At 44.5% G+C, this 26353-nt stretch carries 16 protein-coding genes; 14 read left to right on the top strand and 2 right to left on the bottom strand.

Annotated features, from left to right (window positions below; all coding sequences use genetic code 11):
- Window positions 1–5 precede the first annotated feature (5 nt).
- Window positions 6–566 (bottom strand): methyl-accepting chemotaxis protein, encoded by a 561-nt coding sequence (locus GX089_07010; GenBank protein NLP02226.1) that lies wholly within the window; start codon window positions 564–566, stop codon window positions 6–8.
- A gap of 96 nt (window positions 567–662) precedes the next feature.
- On the opposite strand from GX089_07010, the gene guaA reads away from it, so the two are divergent.
- Window positions 663–2456 carry a glutamine-hydrolyzing GMP synthase gene (gene guaA, locus GX089_07005; protein NLP02225.1) on the top strand — a complete coding sequence of 598 codons (1794 nt, stop codon included), beginning with the start codon at window positions 663–665 and terminating at the stop codon, window positions 2454–2456.
- A 152-nt stretch (window positions 2457–2608) separates the two neighbouring features.
- Here the strand turns inward: guaA and GX089_07000 are convergent, their stop codons facing one another.
- Complete coding sequence (locus GX089_07000; protein NLP02224.1) at window positions 2609–5770, bottom strand: BamA/TamA family outer membrane protein; 3162 nt, start codon at window positions 5768–5770, stop codon at window positions 2609–2611.
- A gap of 443 nt (window positions 5771–6213) precedes the next feature.
- On the opposite strand from GX089_07000, the gene GX089_06995 reads away from it, so the two are divergent.
- From GX089_06995 to GX089_06935, 13 genes are all read left to right on the top strand, one after another.
- The gene (locus GX089_06995) at window positions 6214–7701 is read left to right on the top strand and encodes an OmpA family protein (GenBank protein ID NLP02223.1); all 1488 of its coding nucleotides are present in this window, start codon (window positions 6214–6216) and stop codon (window positions 7699–7701) included.
- 24 nt (window positions 7702–7725) lie between these two features.
- A complete protein-coding gene (locus GX089_06990; GenBank protein ID NLP02222.1) occupies window positions 7726–10128 on the top strand; it encodes a tetratricopeptide repeat protein in 2403 nt (800 codons plus the stop codon).
- Between the two features lie 32 nt (window positions 10129–10160).
- The gene (locus tag GX089_06985) at window positions 10161–13871 is read left to right on the top strand and encodes a tetratricopeptide repeat protein (GenBank protein ID NLP02221.1); all 3711 of its coding nucleotides are present in this window, start codon (window positions 10161–10163) and stop codon (window positions 13869–13871) included.
- A 96-nt stretch (window positions 13872–13967) separates the two neighbouring features.
- Entirely contained in the window at window positions 13968–14606 is a 639-nt protein-coding gene (locus GX089_06980) for a MotA/TolQ/ExbB proton channel family protein (GenBank protein ID NLP02220.1), read from the top strand.
- A 23-nt stretch (window positions 14607–14629) separates the two neighbouring features.
- Window positions 14630–15415: a hypothetical protein gene (locus tag GX089_06975; GenBank protein ID NLP02219.1), complete on the top strand. Its 786-nt coding sequence runs from the start codon at window positions 14630–14632 to the stop codon at window positions 15413–15415.
- A gap of 1 nt (window position 15416) precedes the next feature.
- A complete protein-coding gene (locus GX089_06970; GenBank protein ID NLP02218.1) occupies window positions 15417–15911 on the top strand; it encodes a biopolymer transporter ExbD in 495 nt (164 codons plus the stop codon).
- 2 nt (window positions 15912–15913) lie between these two features.
- On the top strand, window positions 15914–17215 hold the full coding sequence (locus tag GX089_06965; GenBank protein NLP02217.1) for a TonB family protein: 1302 nt from the start codon (window positions 15914–15916) through the stop codon (window positions 17213–17215).
- A gap of 160 nt (window positions 17216–17375) precedes the next feature.
- On the top strand, window positions 17376–18617 hold the full coding sequence (locus GX089_06960) for a hypothetical protein (protein NLP02216.1): 1242 nt from the start codon (window positions 17376–17378) through the stop codon (window positions 18615–18617).
- 72 nt (window positions 18618–18689) lie between these two features.
- Window positions 18690–21875 (top strand): cyclic nucleotide-binding domain-containing protein, encoded by a 3186-nt coding sequence (locus GX089_06955; protein NLP02215.1) that lies wholly within the window; start codon window positions 18690–18692, stop codon window positions 21873–21875.
- Window positions 21876–21973: 98 nt separating this feature from the next.
- Window positions 21974–23461 carry a carbohydrate ABC transporter substrate-binding protein gene (locus tag GX089_06950; protein NLP02214.1) on the top strand — a complete coding sequence of 496 codons (1488 nt, stop codon included), beginning with the start codon at window positions 21974–21976 and terminating at the stop codon, window positions 23459–23461.
- Between the two features lie 4 nt (window positions 23462–23465).
- Window positions 23466–24365, top strand: coding sequence for a sugar ABC transporter permease (locus GX089_06945; GenBank protein ID NLP02213.1), 900 nt, complete (start codon window positions 23466–23468; stop codon window positions 24363–24365).
- Between the two features lie 2 nt (window positions 24366–24367).
- Window positions 24368–25222: a carbohydrate ABC transporter permease gene (locus GX089_06940; GenBank protein ID NLP02212.1), complete on the top strand. Its 855-nt coding sequence runs from the start codon at window positions 24368–24370 to the stop codon at window positions 25220–25222.
- Between the two features lie 10 nt (window positions 25223–25232).
- A complete protein-coding gene (locus GX089_06935; protein ID NLP02211.1) occupies window positions 25233–26342 on the top strand; it encodes an ABC transporter ATP-binding protein in 1110 nt (369 codons plus the stop codon).
- Window positions 26343–26353 lie beyond the last annotated feature (11 nt).

Here is a 26353-nt window from a genome sequence, read left to right as displayed (position 1 = left end):
GATGCTTATAAATCAATCCTGCTCAGCAGTTCTTTTATGCGGTTGCTGCTATCAATTACTTTTTCGGGCTGAGTGGGGAATTCGGAAATGCCTTCAGTATGAGTTTTTATCTCACTGAATATCTGCCTGTAGAAGTCTGTAGCGGCATTGCACTGCACTGCCAGTTCCTTCAGTCGGTCCTCTTCTCGAAACGCAAGAGTGGTATTGAGTTTTCCATTTTTAAGCTTTGCTGCCCACTTCTCGATCTTGTAAACAGGAACTGCGATTTTTCTGGAAGAAAACAGACCTATTCCAAAAGCAAGAAGTACAGCAACCAGTTCGGCAGCTACTACCGGTGGCAGTACTATCCCCAGAATGCTTTTAAGCTGAAGATCCTTCATTATATCATTGCTCATGTAATAAAAACTGCCCTCTCTGGACTTGGAATTGTAAATGTGCATGAACGAGACTGTGGTGGCAAGTACACAGACCAGGAAAATAAGCAGTATCTGAATAGTAAATCTGAACTGAAGAGACTTTTTGATAAAAAAGTTGCCCAATGGTTTACGGAAATTTCTGTCGCGCACGGAAGTATTCCTCCCATTTGTTCGGGTTTGTAATAATAATATAGAAAGTTATTGCCTGCTTTGCAACAGCAGACACTTTCCTTAAAAGGAATACTAATGGAAAAAATTGCAGTGCTTGATTTTGGTGGACAGTATGCTCATCTTATAGCTAACCGGATACGGAGGCTCAGGGTTTACTCCGAAATCCTGCCCAACGATATCTCTGCTTCTGAACTGGGCTCTTTCAGAGGGATAATTCTTTCAGGATCTCCCTTCAGTACACTTGACAAGCAGAGCCCTGGTTTCGATGGTGCTATCCTGGATCTGAAAATACCGGTGCTTGGACTCTGTTACGGACATCAGCTCCTTGCAAAAAAACTGGGTGGGAAAGTTTGCAGAGGACAGAGAAGAGAGTACGGAAAAGCAGTGATAAATATCCGGGAAAAATCTCCTCTTTTCAGCGGACTGCAGGAAGAAGAGCAGGTCTGGATGAGTCATGGTGATTCGGTGGAGATGCTCCCCACGGGATTTATTACTCTCGCCTCAACACCCGAATGCACCTTTGCCGCAGTAGCTGACCACAGCAGAAACTTCTACGGCCTTCAATTCCATCCGGAAGTTACCGACAGCATGAATGGTATGAAGGTACTGAGCAATTTCATCGATATCTGTGGCTGTAAACGCGACTGGAACAGTGACACCTTTTTAAATGAAATTTCCGAAAAGATTATCGCTGTGTGCGGGAATCGCAAAGTCTTTCTCCTGGTATCAGGAGGTGTCGACTCCTCTGTGTCTTTTACATTATTAAACAGAGTATTGGGAAGTTCAAAAGTCCTGGGGCTTCATATCGACAACGGTCTTATGCGCCATTGTGAATCCAATGCGGTAATAGAGTATATGCGTGAGCATGGGTTTGACAATCTGAAGGTTATCGATGCCACAGAGGATTTCCTCACGGCTCTTACAGGCGTAGTGGACCCGGAAGAGAAACGCTCTATCATCGGTAATATGTTCCTGAAAGTTAAGGAAAAAGCCTTCGGTGAATTGAACCTTAATACCGATGAGTGGATTCTTGCCCAGGGTACTATTTATCCTGACACTATTGAAAGTGCCGGAACAAAGCATGCTGATCGCATTAAAACGCATCATAACCGTGTCGATCTAATCCTTGAACTTATAGAACGTGGTCATGTAATTGAGCCACTTGCTCAGCTTTATAAAGATGAAGTTCGGGAATTGGGCGAAAAGCTTGGATTACCCGGGAATCTGATCTGGAGACACCCCTTCCCCGGTCCCGGTTTGGGAGTCAGAGTCTTGTGCTCTGATGGCAGGGGGGAGACAATACCAGAAGATGTGGCAAGGGATTTACAAGTACTGGTAGAAAGTGATAACTACTCTGCGACAGTGATTCCCATAAAAAGCGTGGGGGTTCAGGGAGATGAGAGGTCGTATGCTCATCCGGCGCTTCTTACTGGTGCCTGTGACTGGAAACTGCTTGAAGCCATTTCTACGAAAATCACCAACAATTTTCGTTCAATAAACCGGGTGGTATATGGGATAAAGACCGGGAAAACACTTAAATACAGCTTGATTCCAGCCTATATTACCCGTGACCGTCTGGAGAAACTGCGTGCAGTTGACGATCTGGTAACCAGGCAGCTTCAAAAATCAGGAGAATATGATACTGTGTGGCAGATGCCTGTTGTGTTGCTTCCTCTGGTAAACGAATCCGGTGATGAGTGTGTTGTGTTACGGCCGATTGTGTCCAGGGAGGCAATGACTGCCAGATTTATACCATTGAAAAATGAAACTCTGGAGGCGATTGTCAAAGGCGTATCGTCAATTAAGGGTATCGGGGATATTTTCTACGATATCACTCACAAACCACCGGCCACTATAGAGTGGGAATAGTACAAACCATTATTACAGAGTCCTTGCATTTCAAGGCAATATAATCCGCTTTGTCTCGTTTGTCATTCGATGAATCATCGAGGAGAAAATTTTCTTTATCCATTGTTAATTCTTAATCGGATTAATCATGGTTCAAGGCAAGCTGAATTCTGCTAAAACTCAGCCCCCATTGAAAAGTAGTCTATCGGTGTACCGACATCACTCTTCCAGTCTGTAGGCCATCCACGGTCGAAACGCAGAACGAAAATACCCAGATTTGCACGCAACCCGAACCCGAATCCTCCGTAAATCTTATCTGGAAAGGGGAGCCCGTTGACCTGATCTCCTGTATCCCAGGCATTTCCTATATCGGTGAAAACTGCACCATTAATGTAGCGGATCTGTATTGGAAGAGGCCAGACAAGAGAGATTTCACGAATAAAGGGAAATCTGAATTCGGAATTGAGAACAGCCACTTTGGTGCCGGAAAGATCTATGTAGTTCCATCCTCGGAATGGCGTGACGAAACTGGAATAAAGTGCTCCAGGGAGGTTTTTCTCATACTGATCGAGATTGACACGGTATAGGAGCCAGTTTTCGTTTCCTCCCAACATGTATCGCTTGGCCGATTGTTTCTCAGTTATGCCGAAGCTCGCTCCCAGAAATAGTCGGTTAGCCCATACAAATCTTTTTGCCAGATGCAGGTAATTTCTTATGTCGGCATCTATGGAAACAAAGGGATCATCCACAAAATTCAATGGTGGTGAAACAACTATACTTGCCGCAGCTCTGGTACCATTTAGAGGTCCGGTGAGACCCCAGAGGATATTATCAAAAACATAGGACAGTGTAGGAAGAAAAGCTGCCGTCTTTATAGTGGGGCCGGAGAAACCTACCGGTCTGCGTTTAATATGACGTGCGAAAATCTCAAGATCCACTCTTGAGGAGAATGAAAACGGGTATTGCAAAACCAGAAATCCTCCCGCTTCTGTATCGTGGTAAAGATGATCTCCGAAAATACTGGCGTTGCTGTAATCCTTACTCAGAAATGCACCTAAACCGATGTCAAGCCGATTCCGGAGGTAATAGTAAGAGGCAAAGAGGTGGATGTAATCATTGAAATTCCCCTGGATATCACCTGCCACGGTGATTCTGTGGTCTCCCAACATGTCACTGAAAGCCAGGAGCCATTGACCGGCGGGGCTGTAATAGGTACTGACTCCCACACCCAGGGTAACCAGATCAGGTGTAAACTTCAGACGGTATGGCCTGGAAGGGAGTTTCGGGGAGGAGATCGCTACAGTGGAACTGTCCCGGCCGGAGCTGTCAGCAGAGGGGGTGGAAAGTTGATTTACAGGCTCCATTGTATTTAAACTGTCTGTAGTAGAATCCAATGAGTTCAAAGATGCTGCTGAACTGTCCTGACTAATGGAATCAACAGAGAGATTGGGCAGCAGATTTGCCTGTTCCTCTGTATTTGAACTGTCTCCAGCCGTAGAATCCATCGTGTTTACAGATACTGCGAAACTGTCAATCATGTTCAGTGTGTCGGAAATGAGAGCAGATGAATCGGAATTAATGGTTTTTTCCTCACTGGATGATATCTCTGTAATTTCCTTTTTTGAACTGTCGGGTTTCAGCTCCACAGGTGTAAACAGGGGGGTAGAACTGTATGTCGCCTCTACGAACCTTGTGCAGGAGAGGGTGTCTTTGCGCAGTTTGCTCAATGGTTTATCAATAGACCAGATATCCCATCCCTGCTGCTGAAAAAGGGAGAACACAATTACATCACCCTCTCTGGACCAGTCCGGATTTGAGCAGCCGCCTATGTAATCGGTCAGCGGTTTTGCTTCGGAAAGAGAGTCCACATGAGCGATGTAGATGTTGTTTATCCCGTTTCGATCACTTATGAATGCTATTTGGTCCCCTTCAGGAGAGTAGCAGGGTTGTATTTCATTCCAGGGGGTGGAGGTCAGGATCTTCTGTTCTCCTGTGAGGAGGTCGATTTCTGCCAGCTCGCAGGGAGCTTTCTTAAATGCGGTAGTTGTGGTATGTGCTGAGCCGCATGTGTCCTGGAGGGAAAAGAGAAGCTTTTTTCCGTCTGGAGAAAAGCGTGGATCAGATTCTTGTTGAATATTGTTGGTCAGGCGGGTGATGGAATCGTTTTCGAAAACATATACAAAAAGATCACTTTTCCCATCATTAGTGATCCCTGAAAATGCGATTTTCTTCCCGCAGCGGGACCAGTCCGGATCTGAGAGGCTTGTTGCTGAAGCACTGATTTTCTTTAGCAGTTTTTTTTCATTTACTCCCACGATTCGTATTTCATCCCTGCCCCCGCTTTTGGTTACAAATGCCAGTTTTGAACCGTCCGGTGACCAGCACATTCCGCTTCTGAAGGGGTGAAACGATTCGAAATAACCGCCATATCCGTTCTGGCTTATTCGCTGAAGGATTTTTCCTTTGCGATCTGTGATCAGGATGTTGGTGAAATCTTTTCTGTCGCTGAAAAAGGCAATTTTACTGCCATCCGGAGATATTCTTGGGTGTAAATTGTAATGGTCTCTTGTTTCCAGATGTGAAGTGATTGCAATGGCGTTTCTGGAAGGAGAAATTCTTCTGCCGATTTCTGGCCAGTAAATGCGCTTTAATTCCTGTACCCACTCTTTACCCAATTCCTCCACCGGTTTGCCGTAAATCTTTCTAGTTGAGTTTTCAACGGATCTGGTCCTGCGGAATTCGTGCAGAAATTTTCCGAAAGCTTCCTGCCCCCGGCTTGAGGAGAGGAAGAATAGAAATGATTGTCCTCCCTTGTAAGCCAGATAGCCATCGAGTGCCGGGCCAGGCAGGGGTACAAAGGAGTTGATTGTCTGATCCATCATGAACATATCTGCTTCGATGTCCCATCCGCTGGAGAGAAATTCAGCACTCCCCTCCATGAACCAGAATGGGACTTGTACTCTGTTGAACAGAAAATTGCTGCCTTTTTGGTCATAAATAATTCCAAGCACGAAGGCATGGGCAAGTTCATGATGAAGAACATGTCTTAGTTCGTTATATGAGCCGTTGAATGGAATTGCGATTCTTGTTTTAAAGAGCTCCGTAAATCCCCCTACATCCTCAGGCAGAATTTCTGTTATTATATTTGTTTGAGAAAAGAGGTCCGGAGTTCCATAAAGAATCAAAGGCAAGCGCTCTTTGCGGTCGAAGATAAACTGGTTCTGGAGCTTTTTGTAAGCATTTTCAATAAATTTTTGGGAGATCTGGGCGAGATCCCCTTTTTCCTGATGGTGGTAAATTTCAAAATGGGGGGTTGATATAACTTTCCATTTCAAGTTTTCGTATTGAACCTTGTTCTTGCCAAAACCCCAGGAATTTGAACAGCAGATTAGGAGAATGGATAATAGAAAACCCTTTACTGGAATGTACATTGGTGTTAACATATTACTTTTCCAATTTTTTTGGTATATTATAGGAAATCCGGGAGTCTGTTCCCTGAAAAGAATGTTTTATGCAATTAAGATACAACATGGGATAAATTGGCGATAAAGGACTTTCACCGGATAAGGAGAGTCGATATTGTCAAAAACTTCTTGCATTTATGAAAGCGATATACTTTTTTAGAATAGATTCGGAGATGACCCAGAGTTTAGTTCAGGGGGGAGAGAAACTTGACGCCATACATGGGCAGAGATATTTTTGTTCCTACCCCTCAGTATACTGCGATGGGGTCAATGCTCTTTCTGCGCACAATTTAAGCCCTTAAAAAACGGGTCCTATGAATAAAAAGTCTCTTTTTTTAACGTATGCTCTACTGATAGCTGTAACTGTTTCCCAGGCGGGAAGGAAAATTGTGGTCCCCCACGATTTCCCGACTATTCATGCTGCATTGGGAGAGGCGGATGAAGGGGATACCGTTTATGTAAGCAAAGGTATTTACTACGAAAACATCGCCCTTCCCGACAATGTGGTTTTAATGGGTCAGGACATGGTGCGTACTGTTATCGATGGCAGAAGAATCGGGCCTTGCGTGACCGGAGCTGATGGAGCGACAATCACCGGTTTTACAATTCGCAATGGGACAACAGGAGTACTCTGTAAAAACACCCGCCCGATTATTAAACGCAACCTTATCGTTGACAACAAGGGAGCCGGAATTCATGCTCTTATATCATTGCCCGATATTAATAATAATGTGATTTACAGAAATGAATGGACCGGCATCTTTCTGGAATCCTCAAGAGGAACCAGGACATCTATTGATCACAATGTTATCCTTGAGAATGGCTATTGCGGGATTTTTTGTGCCCACCGTACTGAAGTCCTGGTCAGGAACAACATCATGTCGGGAAATAAGCAGTACGGAATTTTCATTGCTCCGGATGCTCGGAAAACCAGGATTATCAACAACAATATCTACAATAACCGCCTCCCCTTTAATGGCACAGCCGTTGTGCACCAGAGCAATATCTCCAAAGAACCGATCTTTGTCTCTCCCGGTCATCCTGAATACAATTACTTCGTCAAATCTGTATCGCCTTGTAAAGGAACCGGTGAGAATGGAACCGACATCGGTCTGATCACAGAGCAGATGGTGGCAACATTAGATACTGACAAGGATGGGGATGGGATACCCGATGATGTCGATCAGTGCCCGGAGGTGGCAGAAGATCTTGACGGATTCGAGGATATAGACGGATGTCCTGACTACGATAATGACAATGATGGTATTTACGATGCTCAGGATCAATGCCCGAATCAGCCGGAAGACCGTGATGGATTCCAGGATACTGATGGGTGCCCGGACAACGATAACGATAAAGACGGTATTCCTGACGTAGACGATGCCTGTCCCAACAATCCTGAAACCGTCAATGGTTACAAAGATGATGATGGTTGTCCTGATGAGAAACCGCAGGAGATAAAACAGACTCTCATTCTTCGTGGAGTCAATTTTAAGACTGCCAGCGCAGAGTTGCTGGAAGAATCATATTATGTTCTCGAACAGGTCTTCAACAGTCTGGAAGCATATCCCAATGTGAGAATTGAGATTGGGGGGCATACTGATGATCAGGGGTCAAATGATTACAATCTGGCTCTCTCTTATGACAGGGCGAAATCTGTGATGGAGTATCTTGTCATGAGAGGTATCAGTGCGGATAGGATAGTTGCCAGAGGATATGGTGAGGAAAGACCCGTTGCTCCCAATACAGAAGCTGAGGGAAGGGCCAAAAACAGGCGGGTTGAGGTTGTTCCGCTTAAATAAACCTTTTGGGGAGGCTGGTAAACTGTGAGGTATCATTCCATTTATGCACCATCTGTAGTCAAGTTATGCCTGGTGTTGATGCTTTTCGGCGCAGGTAATCTTGCCAGGGGCGATGCTTCCGGAGGGTATGACGCTCCCTACTTTCAGGCCGATTTTACAGAAAATCTCTCTGAATGGACTTCTGCACTGGTAAACCCCGCCCTGCTTTACAGGGTCAATCAGATGCATATCGATATATTTGGCGTTTATCGCTGGTCATGGTTCAATGAATCGATGGGGTATCAGCATTTCGGGGCTCTTTTTCCTATCCGGAAAAACCACACTCTGGGTTTAACTCTTCTCTTCTCCAGAGGTATCGTTGAAAAAACAGTTGATGGACCGGGAAATAATCCGATTGATCTGGGGGCAGTCAGTTTCCAGGATCTCTGGGCTATCGGTAACTATGGCGTAAGAGTTCTTCCATGGCTGATGTTGGGGACAAATGTCAAACTCAGAATCCAAAATCAGTATGGAAATATGTCTGTGTCTCATATTCCTGGTCTCGATCTGGGAATTTATCTCAATCCTCTGGACCATTACAGGTTCGGGGATCTGGGTATAAGCCTCAGTGTTCAGGATCTGCTGCCTACACAGGTCAAGTGGGATATGTCAAATGATCCGGAAATCACCATTAACCGTTTCAGGGCTGGAATCAGGTACGCCGCATTCAATGACAACCTGGTCGGAGATGTGGAGGTCCTTATTGATAACTTGCTGGGACAGCTTTATGAAAGCATTATTCCCAGCTACAAAAATATGTTCAAGGGGCTTAAAAATGATTCCGGTACTCTCGATGGAGCGATTCCGATTGAGTACCGTCTGGGAGTGCATCTCAAATATATGTTTATCCCTCAGCTCTGGATCAAGGCCGGATGGACAAATAATAATATTCCCTACCTCGGTTTCAACTATAATCTTATCTATCCTCTCCCGGAAATGATAAATTATTTAAACGTGGATGCTGATTTTGGTTACAGTTTTATTGAATCTTTGATGAAGAATGGAGATAAACGGGACGAGAGAGGATTTACCGTTGCTTTCAAAGTGTCAACCGACTTCGGTCCAACCCGCGAACAGCGTGAATCAAAGCGTCTCTATGATGAGCTTATTCTGGCTCCCATGGATGCTTATAATGAAGCCATGCGGCTTTACTTGGCGGGAAAATACTGGGAAGCCTCATTTGCGTTTGGAAAAGTACTCTCTCTTTTTCCCAACTTTCATCTCAACGACAAAGCAACCTGGTATCTGGGTAATTCATACCGGTTCCTGTATATGAACGACATCGCTCGCCAGGTATACAAAGAAGCTTTGGAGGAATACACAACTTCAGAAATGCGTTCAAAGTATCTTTATGGTTTACAGAGTCTTGATTACCGGGAAGAAAATTACGAGGAGGCTCTCAAGAACCATGCGTTTATTATCAACCTGTATGGGGAGAGCGATATTCGTCCTGATGCCGATTATCTTGCAGGACAAATACATTTTCAGCGTAAAAACTACAATGTCGCTGAACAGCTTCTCAGCAGCATTGCTCCGGGTGATCCCAATTATCTCTATGCGCAGTACACTCTTTCTATCATTAATATTGAGGATGACAAGGAGCAGGCGGCTGTGCAGAATCTGACAAATATTGTCCAGGATACTACTCAGGAAGTAGCTGATCAGCTTCTGCAGGATGCCGCAAACACAAAGCTGGGGCACTTGTATTTCGAAATGGGTGACAAGCTGCGTCTTGCTGTTGAGGCTTACCAGAGAGTACCTGATGGTTCTCCTTATCAGGATGAGGCACTGCTTGGGACCGCATGGGCGTGGATTAAGGTGAACCAGCCCAATGTTGCTCTGAAGACAATTGAAAAACTTATTTCGAGTTTCCCGGAGTCTCCTCTGGTACCCGAAGCTTTTCTGGTGAAAGGTTATTCTTTGATGCTTTTAAAGAGGCACCAGGAAGCGGTTTCTGCTCTGGAACAGTGTATTGCCACATGTAATCGGCCTTTTATCACCGATGAAGACTTGGCTAAGAGAAAAGCACTGTTCGAAGAGTATACAACTCATTTTGCCACTACTGCTGATTTGATCAAGAAAAACGCACTGCGTAAGCCGACAAACAAGACTCTTGAGGAAAGACCGGCACTGCAGAAAGAGTTTGAGGGGTTTGCGAAGGAAAATAAGGACTTTTTCAGATACAGTCTTCTTGCAAATTCTCATAAGAAATTCTTCAAGAGACAGGAAGAGATCCTGGCTGATGCTGATTATGCACTTGCAAAGGCCACCAAAATTATCGGGGCTAAGAAAGAGGCTCAGATTATCCAGGAGCAGGAAAAAGAAGAAGGAAAAATTGACCAGGAACTGGAGAAACTCCAGAAACAGTTAGAAAAAATAGAGGAGTAGCTTTGTGTTCAGAAAGAAGGAGAGAAGTTATAATGCGTAGAAATCATCGGTTAAGCTTGTATGTCATTGTAATCCTTTCCGCAGTGATGGTTGTCTTCACCGGCACCTCTGATGCTGCTGCCAACAAGCGGGAAGAGATCCTTGAAAAAATCAAGAAGCTGGAAGCAGAAAGGGCCAAACTTCGCAAGGAAGCTGAAGTCAAGACAACAAAATCAAAGCCGGTAGGTAAGAGTCTCGAAGAGATTGTTGCCCGTTATGAAAAACTTCTTTCCAATTGCACTGTAAAGAAGTCTGAACGCTGTGCGGACGTAATCTATACTCTCGGCGGTCTCTACTATGACCAGGGACGTGATAACTACGTTAAGGCTCGTGAAGACTATGAGCGGGCTATGAGTGAATACGAGCGCAACCCACGTGGACCGGAACCGGAAAACCCTGTCCCGGATTACTCCAAGGCGCTTTCTATGTATGAAAGACTCGCAGCAGAATATCCTGATTTTCCCAAGCTCAGTGAAGCTTATTACCAGATGGGAAATATTTACCTTCTGATGGGTGATCTTGACAGAACAAAAGATGTTTTTACAAAAATAGTAGAAAAATTTCCGGGAAGCCCCAGGGCATCAGGAGCGCATTTCCGTCTCTCTGATCTCTGCTATCTGGACAACGATCATTCCTGTGCTATAAAACATCTGGAGAAAATAAAGGAAAATGAGATCGATCTTCAGAACTGGGAAATGGTTCACTACCGTAAGGCGGAAGTCTATTATAACATGGGCGAACTCGATAAAGCGGTAAACCTTTTCCACACCTATGTCGAGAAGTGCGATGCAGGTCTGTATCCCAAGCGTGAATTCAGGAGCATGGCTCTTGAATTTATGGCCATCTCCTTCTCCGATATGGAAAACGGTGCGCAGGAAGCCATAAGCTTTTTCAAAAAAGTCGGGAAAAAGCCCTATGAAGACTATGTCCTTTATACTATCGGTTTAAAGAACAGGTCCCATGGACAGTTTGATGCTGCTATCGGAGCTTTGACAACTGCTTTGAAGAGATTCCCGAATTACAAAGAGGCTCCCACTGCACGCCAGGCTCTCATCGAATGTTATGTTGTTAAAAAAGAGCATGAAAAGGCCAACAGTGAACGTGAAAGACTGGTTGATGACTACGGTCCAAACAGCGAATGGTATAAAATCAACAGTAAAGAATTGGCTGTTATTGAACAGTCCAGAAATGAAGTTAAAAGGGCATTGGGTCATATAGCTATCTATTTCCATGCTCTTGCCCAGAAAAAAAAGGACAAGTCTGCATTTGAAAAGGCTCTCAAGCGCTACAATGAGTACTTCGAGAAATTTCCCGATGACAAATGGAAGATTTACGAATTCAAGTACAATATAGCTGAAATCTACAGTGCCATGGGCGACTGTCAGAAAGCTGCGGAAAACTACGATTTCGTGGCAATGCAGGATTTAAAGACCTATCCTGAGTACAAAGCCGAGTTTGATACACTGGGAATGGATCAGACAGAAGTCGAGAAGATGAAGCAAAAGGCAGACAAGGGCCCGGTGGTGATTTCTCAGGAAGACGCCGGCTACAACGTTATTGTTGCTCTTGACAATTGCCGTAAGAAGTCCATGGCCAAGAGTGGTGTATCCGATGAGCAGGCTTATGCTCTTCCTGAAACAAAGAAACTGCTGGAATACACCGAAAAATTTCAGGCCAGGTTCCCAAAGAGTTCCAATGCTGCTGATGTGCTCTATCTTGCCGGTAATATCCACTATACAGCCAAATCCTACGATAATGCCATAAGGGTCTTTAAACAGGTTTCCGATAGTTATCCGGATTCCAAGGTTACAGACAAATCGATGCGAATGCTGGCTAATAGCTATTCAAATGCAGGCCAGTTTGATCAGGCTATGGGAATTTATCGTCAGTTACTCTCTAAGCAGGCATCTAATACACCAGAATATACAGAGGTGATGGACCTGGCTGCTGGAGCCATGTATAAGAGGGCTGAAGGCATAAAGAAAAGTGGCGACCTGATGGGTGCTGCCGATGCTTTCAAGGCCATCTACAACGAATTTTCAACCAGTAAAGTCGCCGATGTGGGGTGGTTTGAAGCTGGTGTCTGTTATGAGGAAAGCAAGAACTATGAGGTAGCTGCTTCCTCATTTGAGGAGATGGCAGTCAAATTCCCCAAATCCAAATTAAGGGAAAAAGCTTATCTCAGAGCCGCAGAAAACTATAAAAAAGTTGAAAAGTATGAAAAGGCTGCACAGGTCTATCAGACAGCCGCAAACAACATAACCAAGGCTGAATTTGCGATCCCCAGCTTGTCATCAGCATCTGAGTGCTATCAGAAGATCAACCAGTTTGATATGGCAGGAAAAATGTTCGAAATGATCTACGAACGTTATTCTAATGATCCAAAGACTCCTCTGGCGCTCTATAATGCGGGTCTTATCTTTGAAAAAGGAAAGTTCTACTCAAATGCTATCAATGTCTACGACATTCTCTCAAAGCGTTTCCCCGAATCTGAGTATTCGGCTGAGGCATTTTTCTCTATAGGACTCTGCTATGAAAAGATGGAGCAGAGCGATGACATGGCGCGGGTGTTTACAGAATACGCTCAGAAATACGCCAATGACAGGTACAAGCAGGTGCAGGCACTTGTAAAGGCGGGGGATGCCTATTTTAAGATGAGCAAGTTCGCAGATGCACAGAAAAATTACCTGATGGCGACATCGGTTTATGAAAAGTTCAAGAAAGAGGCTGATATCGATGTTGGTGCGATCGCTCAGTCCTATTTCAAACTGGGAGAGATAAGCTATCAGGAATTTACCAAAATCAAACTGAATGCTAAGAACGAAAGATCGATGAAGGATCTGATAAAAAACAAAACCAAAGCCCTGGAAGAGCCGGCAAAGCAGTATGCAAAGGCTATTGAGCTTGGTGTCGCGGACTGGACTGTAAGGGCTACCTATATGATCGGTATGGGTTTTGTCGACATGGCTGAAGCGGTCGCTAACCAGACTCTGTTCGGGACGACTGAACAGAAGATAGCTTCGAAGATTAAGATTTTGTCAAGCCTTGATAAGTACTATGAAAAGGCACAGGAGTACTTCTTTAAGAATATCGACTGGGCTCATACTCAGAATATTAAGGGTGAGTATGTAGAAAAATCCATCGATCGCTTTACAGAGATGATGTTCAAGCGTGGTCAGATAATGGAACAGGTGGGTATTGAGTTTGCCAGTGCCCCTATTCCTAAAGGTCTGTCGGAAGAAGAAAAAGAGGCATATCGTCAACTGCTTGAAGAGAAAAAGCTGGAGGCGATGGATGCCGCTCTGCCTAAATATGAAGATGGTATTCAAGCTGCAAAAGAACTGGGTATTGCAAACAGCCAGTGGTTAGAGAAGATAAGAGAGCGTATCAGAGAAATTAATCCATCTTCAGAAGCTCTCAATGTTGTGATTACCGAATGGACACCCAAACAGGTTCCACAGTCTCAGGTCGCAGGCGGTTCTTCTGCAAAGGCTGGTTCAGGTGGTGCATTGGCCAGCAGCCAGGGTGGACCCAGGGATGAGCAGTTTGAGAGCAGCATGCGTCGTATCCAGAATATCATGAGAATGCAGATTCCTGTTGAAGAAAAGATCAAGCAGCTTAACAGAATTGAAATGGATGCAAAACGCAATATCGTTCTGGAAGAAGAGAGAATTAACGAATTGAAGGGGCAGATAGGTATGTAATATGAAAAGAAAGGAGCGGAAGACCTGTTTTTTAATAAGGAAATAATGTAACTTTTTATCTTTATTGTACGTTCATTTTTATGAAAGGAGTTCCTGATGAATGAGTTTCAAATGCTGTTCAAGTTCATTATCGATGGATTCGTTTCTCCCGGAAGTTTCGCCATGTGGGCTATTCTGTTTGTGGGATTTGGTATCCTTGGTATGGTAGCTGAAAGAGTTTGGTATCTCTATTTTAAGTGTGGTACCGGAAGCGGCACTTTCATGGCCAGTATCTCCAAATATCTGAAAGCCGGTGACTATGAAAAAGCCATCAAGTATTCCACATCTGTTGTTACTCCTCTGGCCAAGAGCGTTGCAGCGATTCTTCAGAATCGTGGGAAAGGCTCCAAGGCAGTTCAGAAATCAGTAGATGAGGTTTTCTTGACAGAAGCTCCGAAGATCACCAGAAATATTCCGTTTTTCCCCACTCTTGCCAACCTTGCTACTCTGCTTGGACTGATGGGAACAATTTATGGACTGATGATCGCTTTCGACGCTATCGCTAATGTTCCGGCAGCACAGAGAGCTCAGGCGCTGGCAACCGGAATTTCCGTTGCTATGTCAACCACTCTGTGGGGTCTGCTTGTAGCTATTCCGACACTTCTTGTACACGGTATTCTGGCTAACAAAGCTGACAAGCTGGTTGAAGAAATGGATGAAAAAACTGCAAAACTCATTAACCTTGTCGAAGAATAATCAATCGTTAGAGGTCAAGAACTATGGCTAGAAGAAAGAAAAGTGTAATGGCCAGCAGTGACATGGATCTGAAGCCATTCATGAATCTCATGGTGGTGTTGATTCCAATGCTGCTGGTGTCAGCCGAGTTCGCGAAGGTAGCAATTATTGATATCAAATTGCCGGAAGCGAGAGGATCTCAGACGAAACAAGCGGTGACACAACAGCCTACAGAGGATAAGAGCAACAAGCTCCTGCTTACAGCTATTATCACTGATTCCGTTGTGACCCTTGGTGCCAAAGGCGGTTTTATGCCCAGTCTTTTCTACCGTGAATTTCATCGGTACGTCGCCAAAGACGATCAGACCGAGTTTACGGTTGAATTCCATCCTGGAGAGACCCCCAAGCATCCAAAAACCGGCAGGGATATGCAGATTTACGAACGCTATGACATTTATCTTCACACCTGTGATGAGAACCGGAATATTCTGAATCGTCTCTACACTAAGCATGGAGAGATGGTCACTAACTCATCCGGTGAGCCAATTGAGAAGGTAAATGTTGGTGATACCGTATATGCATTGACAAATCCCAGAAGGGTTATTGTTGTCAATGATCCTGCTGAGTTTGAGTCGAGGCCCCTTTCGGCATACGATGAACTCCAGAATCGTCTTATGAAGATTAAGGAGCGTTATCGTGAGGCAGAAGATGCTGATGATATCATTATCGCTGCTGAAAACGAGGTTATGTACGATAAGATCGTACAGATCATGGATAAAGCGCGGGCTGCGGAATTTCCGAACATATCCATCGCAAAACTGAGAGGTTGATATGGCAAGACGATCAAGAAAAGTTAAAAGGAGTTCTGATTTAAATATCACCTCCATGATGGACATGTTCACCATTATTCTTGTGTTCCTTTTGAAGAGCTTTTCCGCTGAGGGAAGTCTTCTTACCAATGCGGATAACCTGGTTCTTCCAAACTCGGAATCCAAGAAGAAGCCTCAGGAGGTAAACCTGCAGTGTGCGGTTACCAATGATATGGTCCTGGTGGACAACTTGCCCATCGTTCCAACAGACGATGTCAGGAAGATTCCTTTTGATGATCCTGATCCTGTTGTTGGAAAGCTGGAGGAAAAGTTGAAGGCCTGCTATGCGCAGGAAGAAGAGATGGTCCGTCTGGGGGCACTTAATTCTGTCCAGGGAAAAATCGTTATTCAGGTAGATAAAAATATGGATTTCGATTGCCTGTTCAAGATTATGAATACCTGCGGAAAGGTCGGTTACAATAACATGAACTTCGCAGTTATGGAAAGGGATGAGTAACCGTGAAATACAAGGTACTTATTAAAAAGTGCGGTGACCCTCAGACAGCCAGTCGTATTGCTGAAGAAATTGCCCGCTGGTCCGGGAGCACGGCTGATGTGGTTTACAATGTGATCACTCAGAAGCCTGTATGCATCCGGAAAGAAGCCGAGAGGGAAGAAGCCTTGAGGTTGAAGGGGCAGTTCGAAGCTGTTGGTGCTGAGGTGGAACTGGTTGCTATTGGCGGCGGAGTTGCACCTGTACCTCAACAGGTTGCTAAACCGGTCAGAGATGATGACGATGACGAGGAAGAAGAAGGAAGGCTTCTTTCTGACGAGGAGTATGCACAGAAGATAAGGGAAAGAGCGGATATTTTCATTCTTGACCGGGACACCAGGCTCAGGAATATGGAGATGATCGCAATGATTCTGGCTATCCTTACCGGGATCTTTCTAAGTACCCGGGAAATCGTCACTGTCGCTACCGATTTCTTCGAAAAGATTCCTGAGGAGCGGGTTGCAAAGCTGGTAAAAGATGCTATACCTGCTACGTTAGATCAGAAGAAGAAGGAAGAGGAAAAGAAGAAAGAGGAAGAGATAAAGACTGATAAAAAGAAGCTCAAACCAAGCAAGAGCAAGGGAGCCGGTGGTATGCAGGGTGGTGGAGGAGATCCCCGTGCCCGTGTAACCCACAAAGGTGTGCTTGGTATTATCTCCGGACAGATCAAGGGTAAATCTGTCGCCTCTGCAGATATCTTCGGTAAAGGTGGATTCGCCACTGATATCGATGCGATTCTGCAGGGTGTTGGCGGATTGAAGTCAGGAGGGAGCGGTGGTGTCGGTCGTAAAGGTGTTGCCGGTATCGGATACGGTGCAGGTTACGGTAGCGGATTTGGAGGAAGTGGTTCCGGTGGTATCGATGACCTTATAGGAGGTCTGATGGGTGGAGATGGTGGTGGCGGTCTCGATCTCAAGAAGAGAGGGTCGCTGAAGATTTCCGCTCCTGAGTTCCTGAAGGGTGGTGCACTTACCGGAGGCAGAAGCAAGGCAAGCATAATGAGGGTGGTGATGCAGAACATTGCTGCTTTACGTTATGCATATAACAAGCGTCTGCGTGAAAAGCCCGGATTGAAGGGAAAAATCACTGTCAAGTTCGCGATTGACGAATTCGGAAAAGTAATCTTTGCCTCGGTTGTGGAGTCTACAATGGGAGATTCCGAACTGGAAACCATCGTGGTTGACAAAATCAAAAGATGGGTATTCGAGAAAATCGACAAACCGGGTGATGTAACAGAGGTTGTGTATCCGTTTGTATTTTCGCAATAAAATACTTGCATATTTTTCAAAGATATGTTAGTATTCAATTTATTCGAGATTGGGAATTCAGTAAAATGCGCCTCGCCTGAGGCGCATCTGCGTTCCCGGTAAACCTTTAACCTGCGTGCTTCGATACCGTTTTGAGGCTTTTTAAATGGGAGGATTCGATATGAGAAAGGCGCTGATGGGCATACTGGTAGCCGGGATTTTTGTCGGCAGTTATGCTACGGACGCACGGGTAGTCTCCATGGGGAGGCATGATGCATTCTTTATGGATGAAGTAAGTGTGTTTAGAAACCCTGCGAACATCAACATTTATCCCAACATGGTTTATGGTTCATTTGGCTGGTTCATGCCTGATGATTCTCTTGAAGGCTCTTTAGGGAATCTTGCTGCAATGAATAAATACAACCGTGATGCCGTAGATCCCTTTTTTGGAGCTATTATCTCCTACTCTCTTAACCAGAACACTGAGGGTGGAAGCCAGTACCCGATGCTTTCGCTTGGCGCCGTGTTCAACAGACGTGATGAGATGCTTGATTATGTATTGAAAGGGAATTCCAAATATCTGGGTGGAAACAGCGGGTATAAGATTCTTGAACCTCTGGGGAGAATTGATCTTCTTGGCGGGTACGTTCTTGAAAATGGCGGGATGCTGGGTATCGGTGCCTACATAGCTCTGCAGAAGCAGGAAATTGATGGTGATCTCCAGGAAACATCAGTTTACAAGGGAAATCTGGGGATTAACTGGCCCGTTGCAAAGTCTATGGACCTTGAAGTTTCTCTGACTGGTGGTACTATTACAGCTATTGGAGACAGCGCAGGAATCCAGAAAAAGTTTGCTGATCATGATTATTTTGGTAAAATTGAACTTCGTCTGTTTTCTGCACTCGCAGCTCTGAATGGAGATTTTGTTCCTCATATTAAGGCAGAGATGCTTGAACTTGACAGGAACAAAATTTTCAAACTTGATATCGCTGCCGGTATCGGGCTTAACCTTAACATCGATAAGGGTTTTTTCTGGAGCGGACTTGAATTTCTCTATGGACAGAAAGATTCTTCTAACCTTTCAGCCAGAGAGCATGTTGGCGGAAGGATCAGCTTTGGTATCGAACGCAACATTTTCTGGGACTGGTTGGTCATAAGGGTTGGTGGACAGAAACAGCTTCTCTATGTTACCGAGGGAGCAAACAAGGGATATCTTGAAGAGAATCCTACATTTACAAAACCGAAAAGCAGTATCATTGATTCCGATAATGATCTTGTGGGTTTGGGATTCGGTATCAATGTCGAGAACAGACTGCGCATAGATTTTGTGGCTGCAGAAGATCTCGCATATACTTTTACCAATCTCTTCAGTGCTCCTCAGCACCATCTGTTCAACCGAGTAAGTGCTACTTACAGCTTCTAAGCTGAAATCGAATCTTCCTGAGGCAGAAACCGGAAACGGTTTCTGCCTTTTTTTTATTTTATTCTTCTGCAAATGAAAATATTTCGATCAGGTAATTATGCTGTCCCGGCATTTCTGCTAGCGTTTATATTTTGTGGAGCGGTAGTTGGTGAAACCGTTTCCATCTCTCTTATAGTTTCCTCAGCAGGCTCCAGAGTCCTAAGTAAATTATACCTGATTAATGGTGTTCTGCTTCTGGGTCTCCCGCTTCTATTCTTTAATAATATTGACAGAGTAGAACGCGGAAAAATGCTTTCGGTTCAGCTCCTGTCAAGCACAGCGATCCTTTTTTCAATACTGGTCCTTCTGACAGTATCTCTGAGCACCGGGGGAGTGTGGGATAAAAATGTTCTTCTTATACTTTATCCATTTTCCTATCTCTCAAAAACCACTCTCTTTCTCACATTCTGGACTCTGTCTAACGACATATTCACAACAAGTGAATCTAAAAAGGCCTTTCCTGTAATATCTGCATGGGGTTTTGCCGGTGGATTAACGGGTGCTTGCCTGGGAAGGGTATTGATTGAAGTTGCTCCTGTTGAGCTGGTTCTTGTAGTATGGACCATATCTTATGCAGCAGCATGGCTTTTCGCGGTCAGAGCAAGAAAGCGATTCAGCCGCAGACTCATTATCCCGGAGGAGATTCATGAAAGCACTTCAGCGGGAATACTTGAGAATGTAGAAAATGTTCTGACATCGAAGCTGGTCAGATTGATAGCTGTTCTTTACTTTTTTATTTTTCTGGCGGTTTTCTCAATAGATTATCTGTTCTGGAACAAGTGCCATATCTGGTTTAATACATCTTCCTCCATAGCATCCTTTCAGTTCTCATTTTATCTGATTCATGCACTTCTCACCCTGGCGGGTTTGTTGTTTGTGCTTCCAGGTATGATATCGAGGCTGGGCTTTTCACGTATTCTCTATGCTCTACCGATGGTGCTTGCTGCGGGTGCAGTAATTCTTTTGATTGTTTATAAGGCAGACCCCGGGAGATCCTTTTTTTCAGTGTTTGTGGTTGTGCAGTTTTTCAGGCATGTGGCATTTGAAAATGCATTCTCACCGATTTACCAGATGTTCTTTGCAGCCATAGAAAAGGAGAAACGTGGACGTGCCAAAACACTGCTGGATGGATTTGTAAAGCCACTGTCGATAATTGCAAGCGGTTTGATTCTGATTTTGATTGGCGGCAATACAGATCTTGTTCTGATACTGATTTCCATTTGTGGCATAGTTCTGTTGTTCACAGTGACAAGTATCCGCCGTACCTACAGCGGATCTCTGATTCCATCAAGAGGATCTGCTCTTGATTCAGAGGAAATATTCCGTCAGTTAGACGGATATGACAGCGAGCGGCTCTGGCCTTTGATACGGGATTATTCCGGATCCGAAGAAGCAGATATGCGTATGGTATCTGTAAAACTTATCGCAGCATCAGGAACTTCTGAAGCGTTTGATGAACTGGTTAAAATATATGATTCAGAAAATGATCTTGAAATCAAGCAATTGATTTCACGTTCAATGGAGCGGTTTTTTTCTTATAAAACCAGGTTCTTCATGGAGAGGCTTTTAAAAGAGCCGGAGTTGAGAATACGCGCAAATGCCATATACTCACTCAACAGGATGAATTGCAACTGGAAACGACATCTCAAGCCTCTTATCAGACAGTTGCTTTTTGAAAACAGTATAAGGGTACAGATTGAGGCGGCTTGTTTTCTGTGGAATGGAGGGGATCCCCGTGACCGGGAAAATGTAAGATCTTTTCTGGGGGGACTGCTTGAAAGTACAAACCCAAACAGGCGTTCTGCGGGATTATATCTGATTGGACTGCTCAAGCCGCCTGATTGGGGAGAAGTGCTGGTTGATAACCTGACATCCAGTTCGCTTCAGGTATTCAGAAAAAGCATTGAAATCATACTGAGGTCCGGTGCCCCGACAATCCGTTACCGGGCGCTGCAGAAGGTGCAGGATCTGGGCCGGGAGCGCATAGCAATTACCGGAGAGATAATTGATGCTATTGGTGCTCCACTTTGGGATACCCTTATTGGCTTTCTGCCACAAGTCTCAAACAGGCGGATGTTTTTTGAGATTGTCAGGTGTTTGAGGCTTATAGCTGATTCAATCCGTTCTTCCGGCAAGGCCTGGTCAATTTCGGCAGATATTTCCAATACAATTCAGAGCTGGATTACTGCTGAGATTGAGAGCATTTACCGGGATTGTTTTGTATGGAATTATTTCAGGAAATCTGTTAAAATCGGGGGAGCAACAAGTGTTTTAGATGGAGCGATAAGGGAAAACCTGATCCGTTTTTGCGAGTGGGCTGTAAATGCAATGATTTTACTTGATAAGAAGGGGGTACTGTCCTGGAGGCATAATGATATTGATATCAGGGAGCGTGAGCAGAGATTTGATCTGATAGAGATAATTGAAAGCAGTTCCTACCAGCGTATTGGGTCATTGGTTCTTCCCCTGCTGAAATTTGAATCCTGGGAACATATAAGCAAAACTGGAAAGAATTATTTCCATTTTAAAGATGAAACAGCGAATAAGGGATTATTGTATTTTATCAATTCAGACAACAGGTGGCTGTGTTTTTGTGGACTTTACACTTACTGGCTTGTTTATGGAGGCAGACCTGTTGATCCGGCTATTGAGGAGGCGCTGAGAGTGCTTGTTGATGATTCGAGTCCTCAGGTTTCTATTGCTGCAAGGGAATTAATTGAGAGTCGTTATAAGTCCGACAGCAAGAAGATTCTGGCATTTGAGTACCTGGAAAGAGTGCTGATTTTCAAGAAGAGTTCCTTGTTTAAAAACGTAAATGCAGAAAAGCTTCTGAAGCTGGCAGAAATAACACAGGAGGAGGTATTTGAGAAAGGATCTGTGATTTCTGCTCAGGGCCAGATCTCCGATCATCTTTATCTGGTGAAAAAAGGGAGCTTGAGGGTAGTCAAGAATGATGGGGCGGTGAAAACGGTTTTGGCAACGGTCAGAGAGGGTGAGACGTACGGAGAGATAGGATTGTTTACCCAGGCTACCCGCTCTGCGAGTGCGATTGCCAATGAGAGATGTGAATTATATGTCATAAAGAGGGGACAGTTTAAAAAGCTGCTTCTGGAGATTCCTGATATTGGTTACAGTCTGCTTGAGGTGCTTAGTGAGAGGCTGAGAAAAAGCGGAGAGGAGATGGTAGAGATCAAGAAGGCTGGACTGCTTTCTGAATAGAGGTAGAAAGTTGATAGATACCTGGTATTTAACTTATACTTAATGATCAAGCAAGTTGAGATATTAGCATACTTTATATCCCGAAGGGAGGATTCCTGATGAGGTTCCGATGTGTGTTTAAATTGACAGCCGTTTTTTTCCTGATGGCTATTGTGGCTGGATGCTCACAGCAGGGAGAAAAGAAAGAAATCAGTGTTCTTTTAAGGATGATGCCGTCCCAGGAGAGATTTTTCAGGGAGCAGATAATCCCGGAGTTTGAAAAGAAGAATAACTGTAAGGTGTCGCTTGCGACCTTTGTTAATGAATGGGATATTGAGCGTTTTCTCAAACTGGAGGAATCGAAGAAAAAGCCCACTATTTCTCTGGTAAAGACTCCTTTTGAGATGACCAGGGTTCTTGTAACAAAGGGTTACATGAAAGACCTTTTTTCCATTTCCGATTCCGATCAGGTGCTTCAGGATCTTGCTGAGTACCACCAGTTAGCATCTGGCCTGGGATATTTCAACGGAAAACCTTATTACATTCCCCGGAAACTGGAGACCAGGATTCTTTTCTACAGAAAATCGAAGGTGGCTGAAGCGGTAAGCAAGTTTGAATCACACCGTAAGCGGATCGATGCAGAACTTAAAAAGCAGAATGGGTATGGACTTCCTGCAGAATATGTGCTGGAAAGTGATCCGGGTCATTGGGATTTTTATGATTTGTATGTGGCAGGGTCGATCTGGGCCAATGAGGAGTATAATGGTGTCAAGATGGGCAGGATGGCTCATCGCGGGGCCAGATACGCCGGTACAGCTCTGGATCTTGTTGACAAATCACTTCAACTGGGTGCTTCACGCGAGGATATTCTCAGATTAACTTCAGATAAGACAGTTGAGACTTTCCTGTGGGAAAGAGTTTTTATCAGGAATAATTTGTATAATCCGGGAATGTGGCAGGATCCCTGGAAGGGTGCGAATATTTATACAGCGATCAAAGATGGAAAAATATTCCTGGCTCTGATGCAGCAGATAGATGTGTTTTTGATTCACGGCTGGAAAGATGATCCATCAATGCCCAGTTATCTTCCGGAGGAGGATGATATGGGGTTGTCGATAGTTCCAAAGGCGACTGCGTTTGAACTCGATGATTCCGGGAAGCCGGTTTACGAGGGCACCAGGTCCATTTCCACCGGTGGGTGGTGGTGGGGTGTGCCTAAAACCAGTCCAAACGCGAAACTTGGTTATGCTTTGGCAAGGTTTATTACAAGCAAGGAGAACCAGGCAAAAGAGTGTTCGCGTTTCGGTATGGTACCTGTAAGAAAGGATATCATAAATAACCTTCCCGAAGTGTTTGATCAGGGCTGGGTAGGTGAGATTTTCAAGACCTCTATCCAGCAGATTGGGATAAACGAGCTTACGACAGTTCCTCTTGTCAAGGGATATGCTGAGCTCAGCCAGAATCTCATCGATGCATGGTATGGGCTATGTGTCGAGTTCAAGGAAACTGAGGATGAACAGATGAATTTCTCGACGATGAAGATGAGACTTGCAAGCGATTATCTGGAAAAGCAGAAGAAAGTCCTGGGGGAAGACTATCCGGAATGATTGGATGCTTTCTTCTCCTGTAAAGAGATTCTTTGAATTTGTCAAAAAAGCGTGGCCATTGTTACCGGCCACGCTTTATCTTACAGGGTTTCAGCTTATTGTATTTGTATATCTTCTGGGGCTGAGCCTTTCAGATCCCGCTGCTGGTGTAGAATTTCCATCGATACAACCTTTCCTGGATCTTTTTGCTGATTCCCGGTTTCAGAGTGCACTTCTGAATACACTTTTATTTACTGTGGTGGGCACACCTCTTGAACTTCTGGCGGGTTTGCTGTTTGCGTTCATGCTTTACCAGAGTTTTACGATGCGGGGAGTTGTAAGAAGCATATTTCTGATTCCTCTGGCTATTCCTGCTCTTGTTACAGCGATGCTGCTTTACATACTGTTTGATTTTCCCGGTGGTCATATCAACCATCTTCTGGCTGGGAACTACTGGTCACTTCCGGCAATAATCAGTGAACCGATTAACTGGAGGGGATCGCAGCTTTTTTCCCTGGGAATTTCCCTGATGGGGAAAATCTGGAGGGATATGCCCATTTCCATGCTTATTCTGCTTACGGGGCTTAATAGTATCGATCCGGAGTTATTTGATGCTGCAAAGACAATGGGTGCTTCGCTGTTTAAAAGGGTATTTACGATTGTCATTCCGCTTATTATTCCATCTATATCGGCTGTTGTGCTGCTGCGGTCGGTGGAGATGTGGAAAGAGTTTATCTTCCCCTTTGTGCTGGCGGGCCGGTATAATCTGCTTGGAACTCTTATCGATTTTTTCTATAATGAACTGGGGAATTCAAATAGAGCTGCGACTGTGGCTATTGTGATGGTGATCTGTATTGTAGTTACCACATTGGTTCTGTTGAAGGTAATGGAACTGCTGCAGAAGGTTCTCTTGAGGCGCGGATAGTTATGATTTCTGTGACACCAAAGCGGATGCCGATGACATCCGGGAAAAAAATGATCTGGGCTACAGGAATTATTCTTGCCGTGCTGATTGTGGCAGGACCGGTATATTTACTTGTAAAGTATTCAATCAGCGATATAAAAAGTATAAATACCGGAGGAGAGCCGATTCCCTGGTGGCCTTTTGAGCCTACGATGCAGGCATTTCTTTACCTTTTTAGAGATCATCATTTTTATCAGGTTCTGCTCAACAGTGTAATTGTAGCCTTTTCTACAGTGGTTCTCTCTTTGATTCTCGGTGTTCCAGCCGCATATATTCTCGGCAGATACAGGATTCCGGGAAGGAAATTACTTCTCCTGGGTATTATTTCAGTCCGCCTTTTTCCCGACATCGCGTCTGTTATTCCAGTTGTCGAATTTTTCATACATATTGGTGCTCATCAGACATACTGGGGAGTGATTCTTGCCCATACTCTGCTGGCGCTTCCCTATGTGATTTTTATCGGGATAGGGGCATTTGAATCCATACCTGCAGACCTGGAGCAGCAGGCCTGGGTGATGGGTGCTGGCACTGGACAGACTTTTTTCAGAATACTGCTTCCTTTGGCAATCCCGGGGCTTGCGGCAGCGGCTATTTATACGTTTCTGCTTTCCTGGGATGAGTTTATATTTGCTTATTTTCTTATGCTTGGGAATCAGGAGATCTTTACCCTGACTTTATATCTTAATGGAATTAAATACGCAGAACCCCAGAATCTACTGGCTGCGATATCTGTTTGTTTAAGTGTGCCTGTTATAATTTTCAGTTTAATGGTGCAGCGCTATATGATTGCAGGTATTTCCACAGGATCTGTGAAATAGAGGAAAAATAATGGCTGATGTTATTCTGCGCTCTCTTTCCAAGAAATTCGGTAACAGCACTATAATCGATAACCTTGATTTAAGTGTCAGGGATGGTGAGTTTGTGACTTTACTGGGGCCGTCCGGATGTGGAAAGACTACTCTTCTTAGAATGATTGCGGGACTGGAGAGTATAGACAGCGGAGAGCTTCTGGTTGATGGAAAGAGATACAATGCGATTCCTGCCCAGAAACGCAGGATAGCTATGGTATTTCAAAGTTATGCCTTATTTCCACACATGACTGTCCGCAGGAATATTCTATTTGGTTTACAGTTAAACGGAGCTTCTCAAGTGAAGATGCAGCAGAAGTTGAAATGGGTCACTGGTTTTCTGCATCTTAAAGGGCTGGAGGACAGGCTTCCAAGGGAGATTTCCGGTGGTCAGCGGCAGAGGGTGGCCCTGGCCAGAGCTCTTGTCCTTGATCCTGATGTCCTGCTGCTTGATGAGCCGCTGAGTAATCTTGATGCGGCTTTGAGGGAGACTGCGATAGAGGAACTTAAGCGCATTCACAGGCATGTGGGAAAAACAATTATTTATGTTACGCATAATCAGGTTGAGGCCATGAGTATGAGCGAGAGGATTGCTCTTATAAACAACGGCCGTACTGTGCAGTATGATTCACCAACCGCTCTGTATGATTCACCATCCAATATTTTTACTGCCGAATTCATCGGCAGCCCTCAGATTAACTTTTTTGATGGAGTGATACAAGCTGAGGAGGATGGGTTAGGAGTAATGACCGATATTGGAATATTAAAGCTTGATAAGGAGAGGTATTCAAGGTTGAAGGATCTTGCGGGGAGGAAGGTGAAGGCAGGAATAAGGCCTCAGAGTGTATATTTTTCTAAGCACAGAGACAGCAGGAGGCATACGGATACCGAGATAGAGCTTATGGTAGAATTGGTTGAAAACCTTGGAGATAAGTATCTTGTAATAGGACGGAATGTCAGTGGGGCGGTAGTCCGTTTTCTGATAGTCCGTGATGAGGAGGTGATTCCAGAGAGGAAGATGAAAGTTTTTGTTGATGGGCGGAAGGTTCATCTTTTTGATCCAACTACATCATTGAACATTTTCAGCTAGAATGTTAGGAT

This window comes from Fibrobacter sp., from assembly GCA_012523595.1.
GTDB lineage: Bacteria > Fibrobacterota > Chitinivibrionia > Chitinivibrionales > Chitinispirillaceae > JAAYIG01.
The sequence above is the reverse complement of the archived record's forward strand: the minus strand, read 5'-3'. Positions and strand labels throughout refer to the sequence as shown.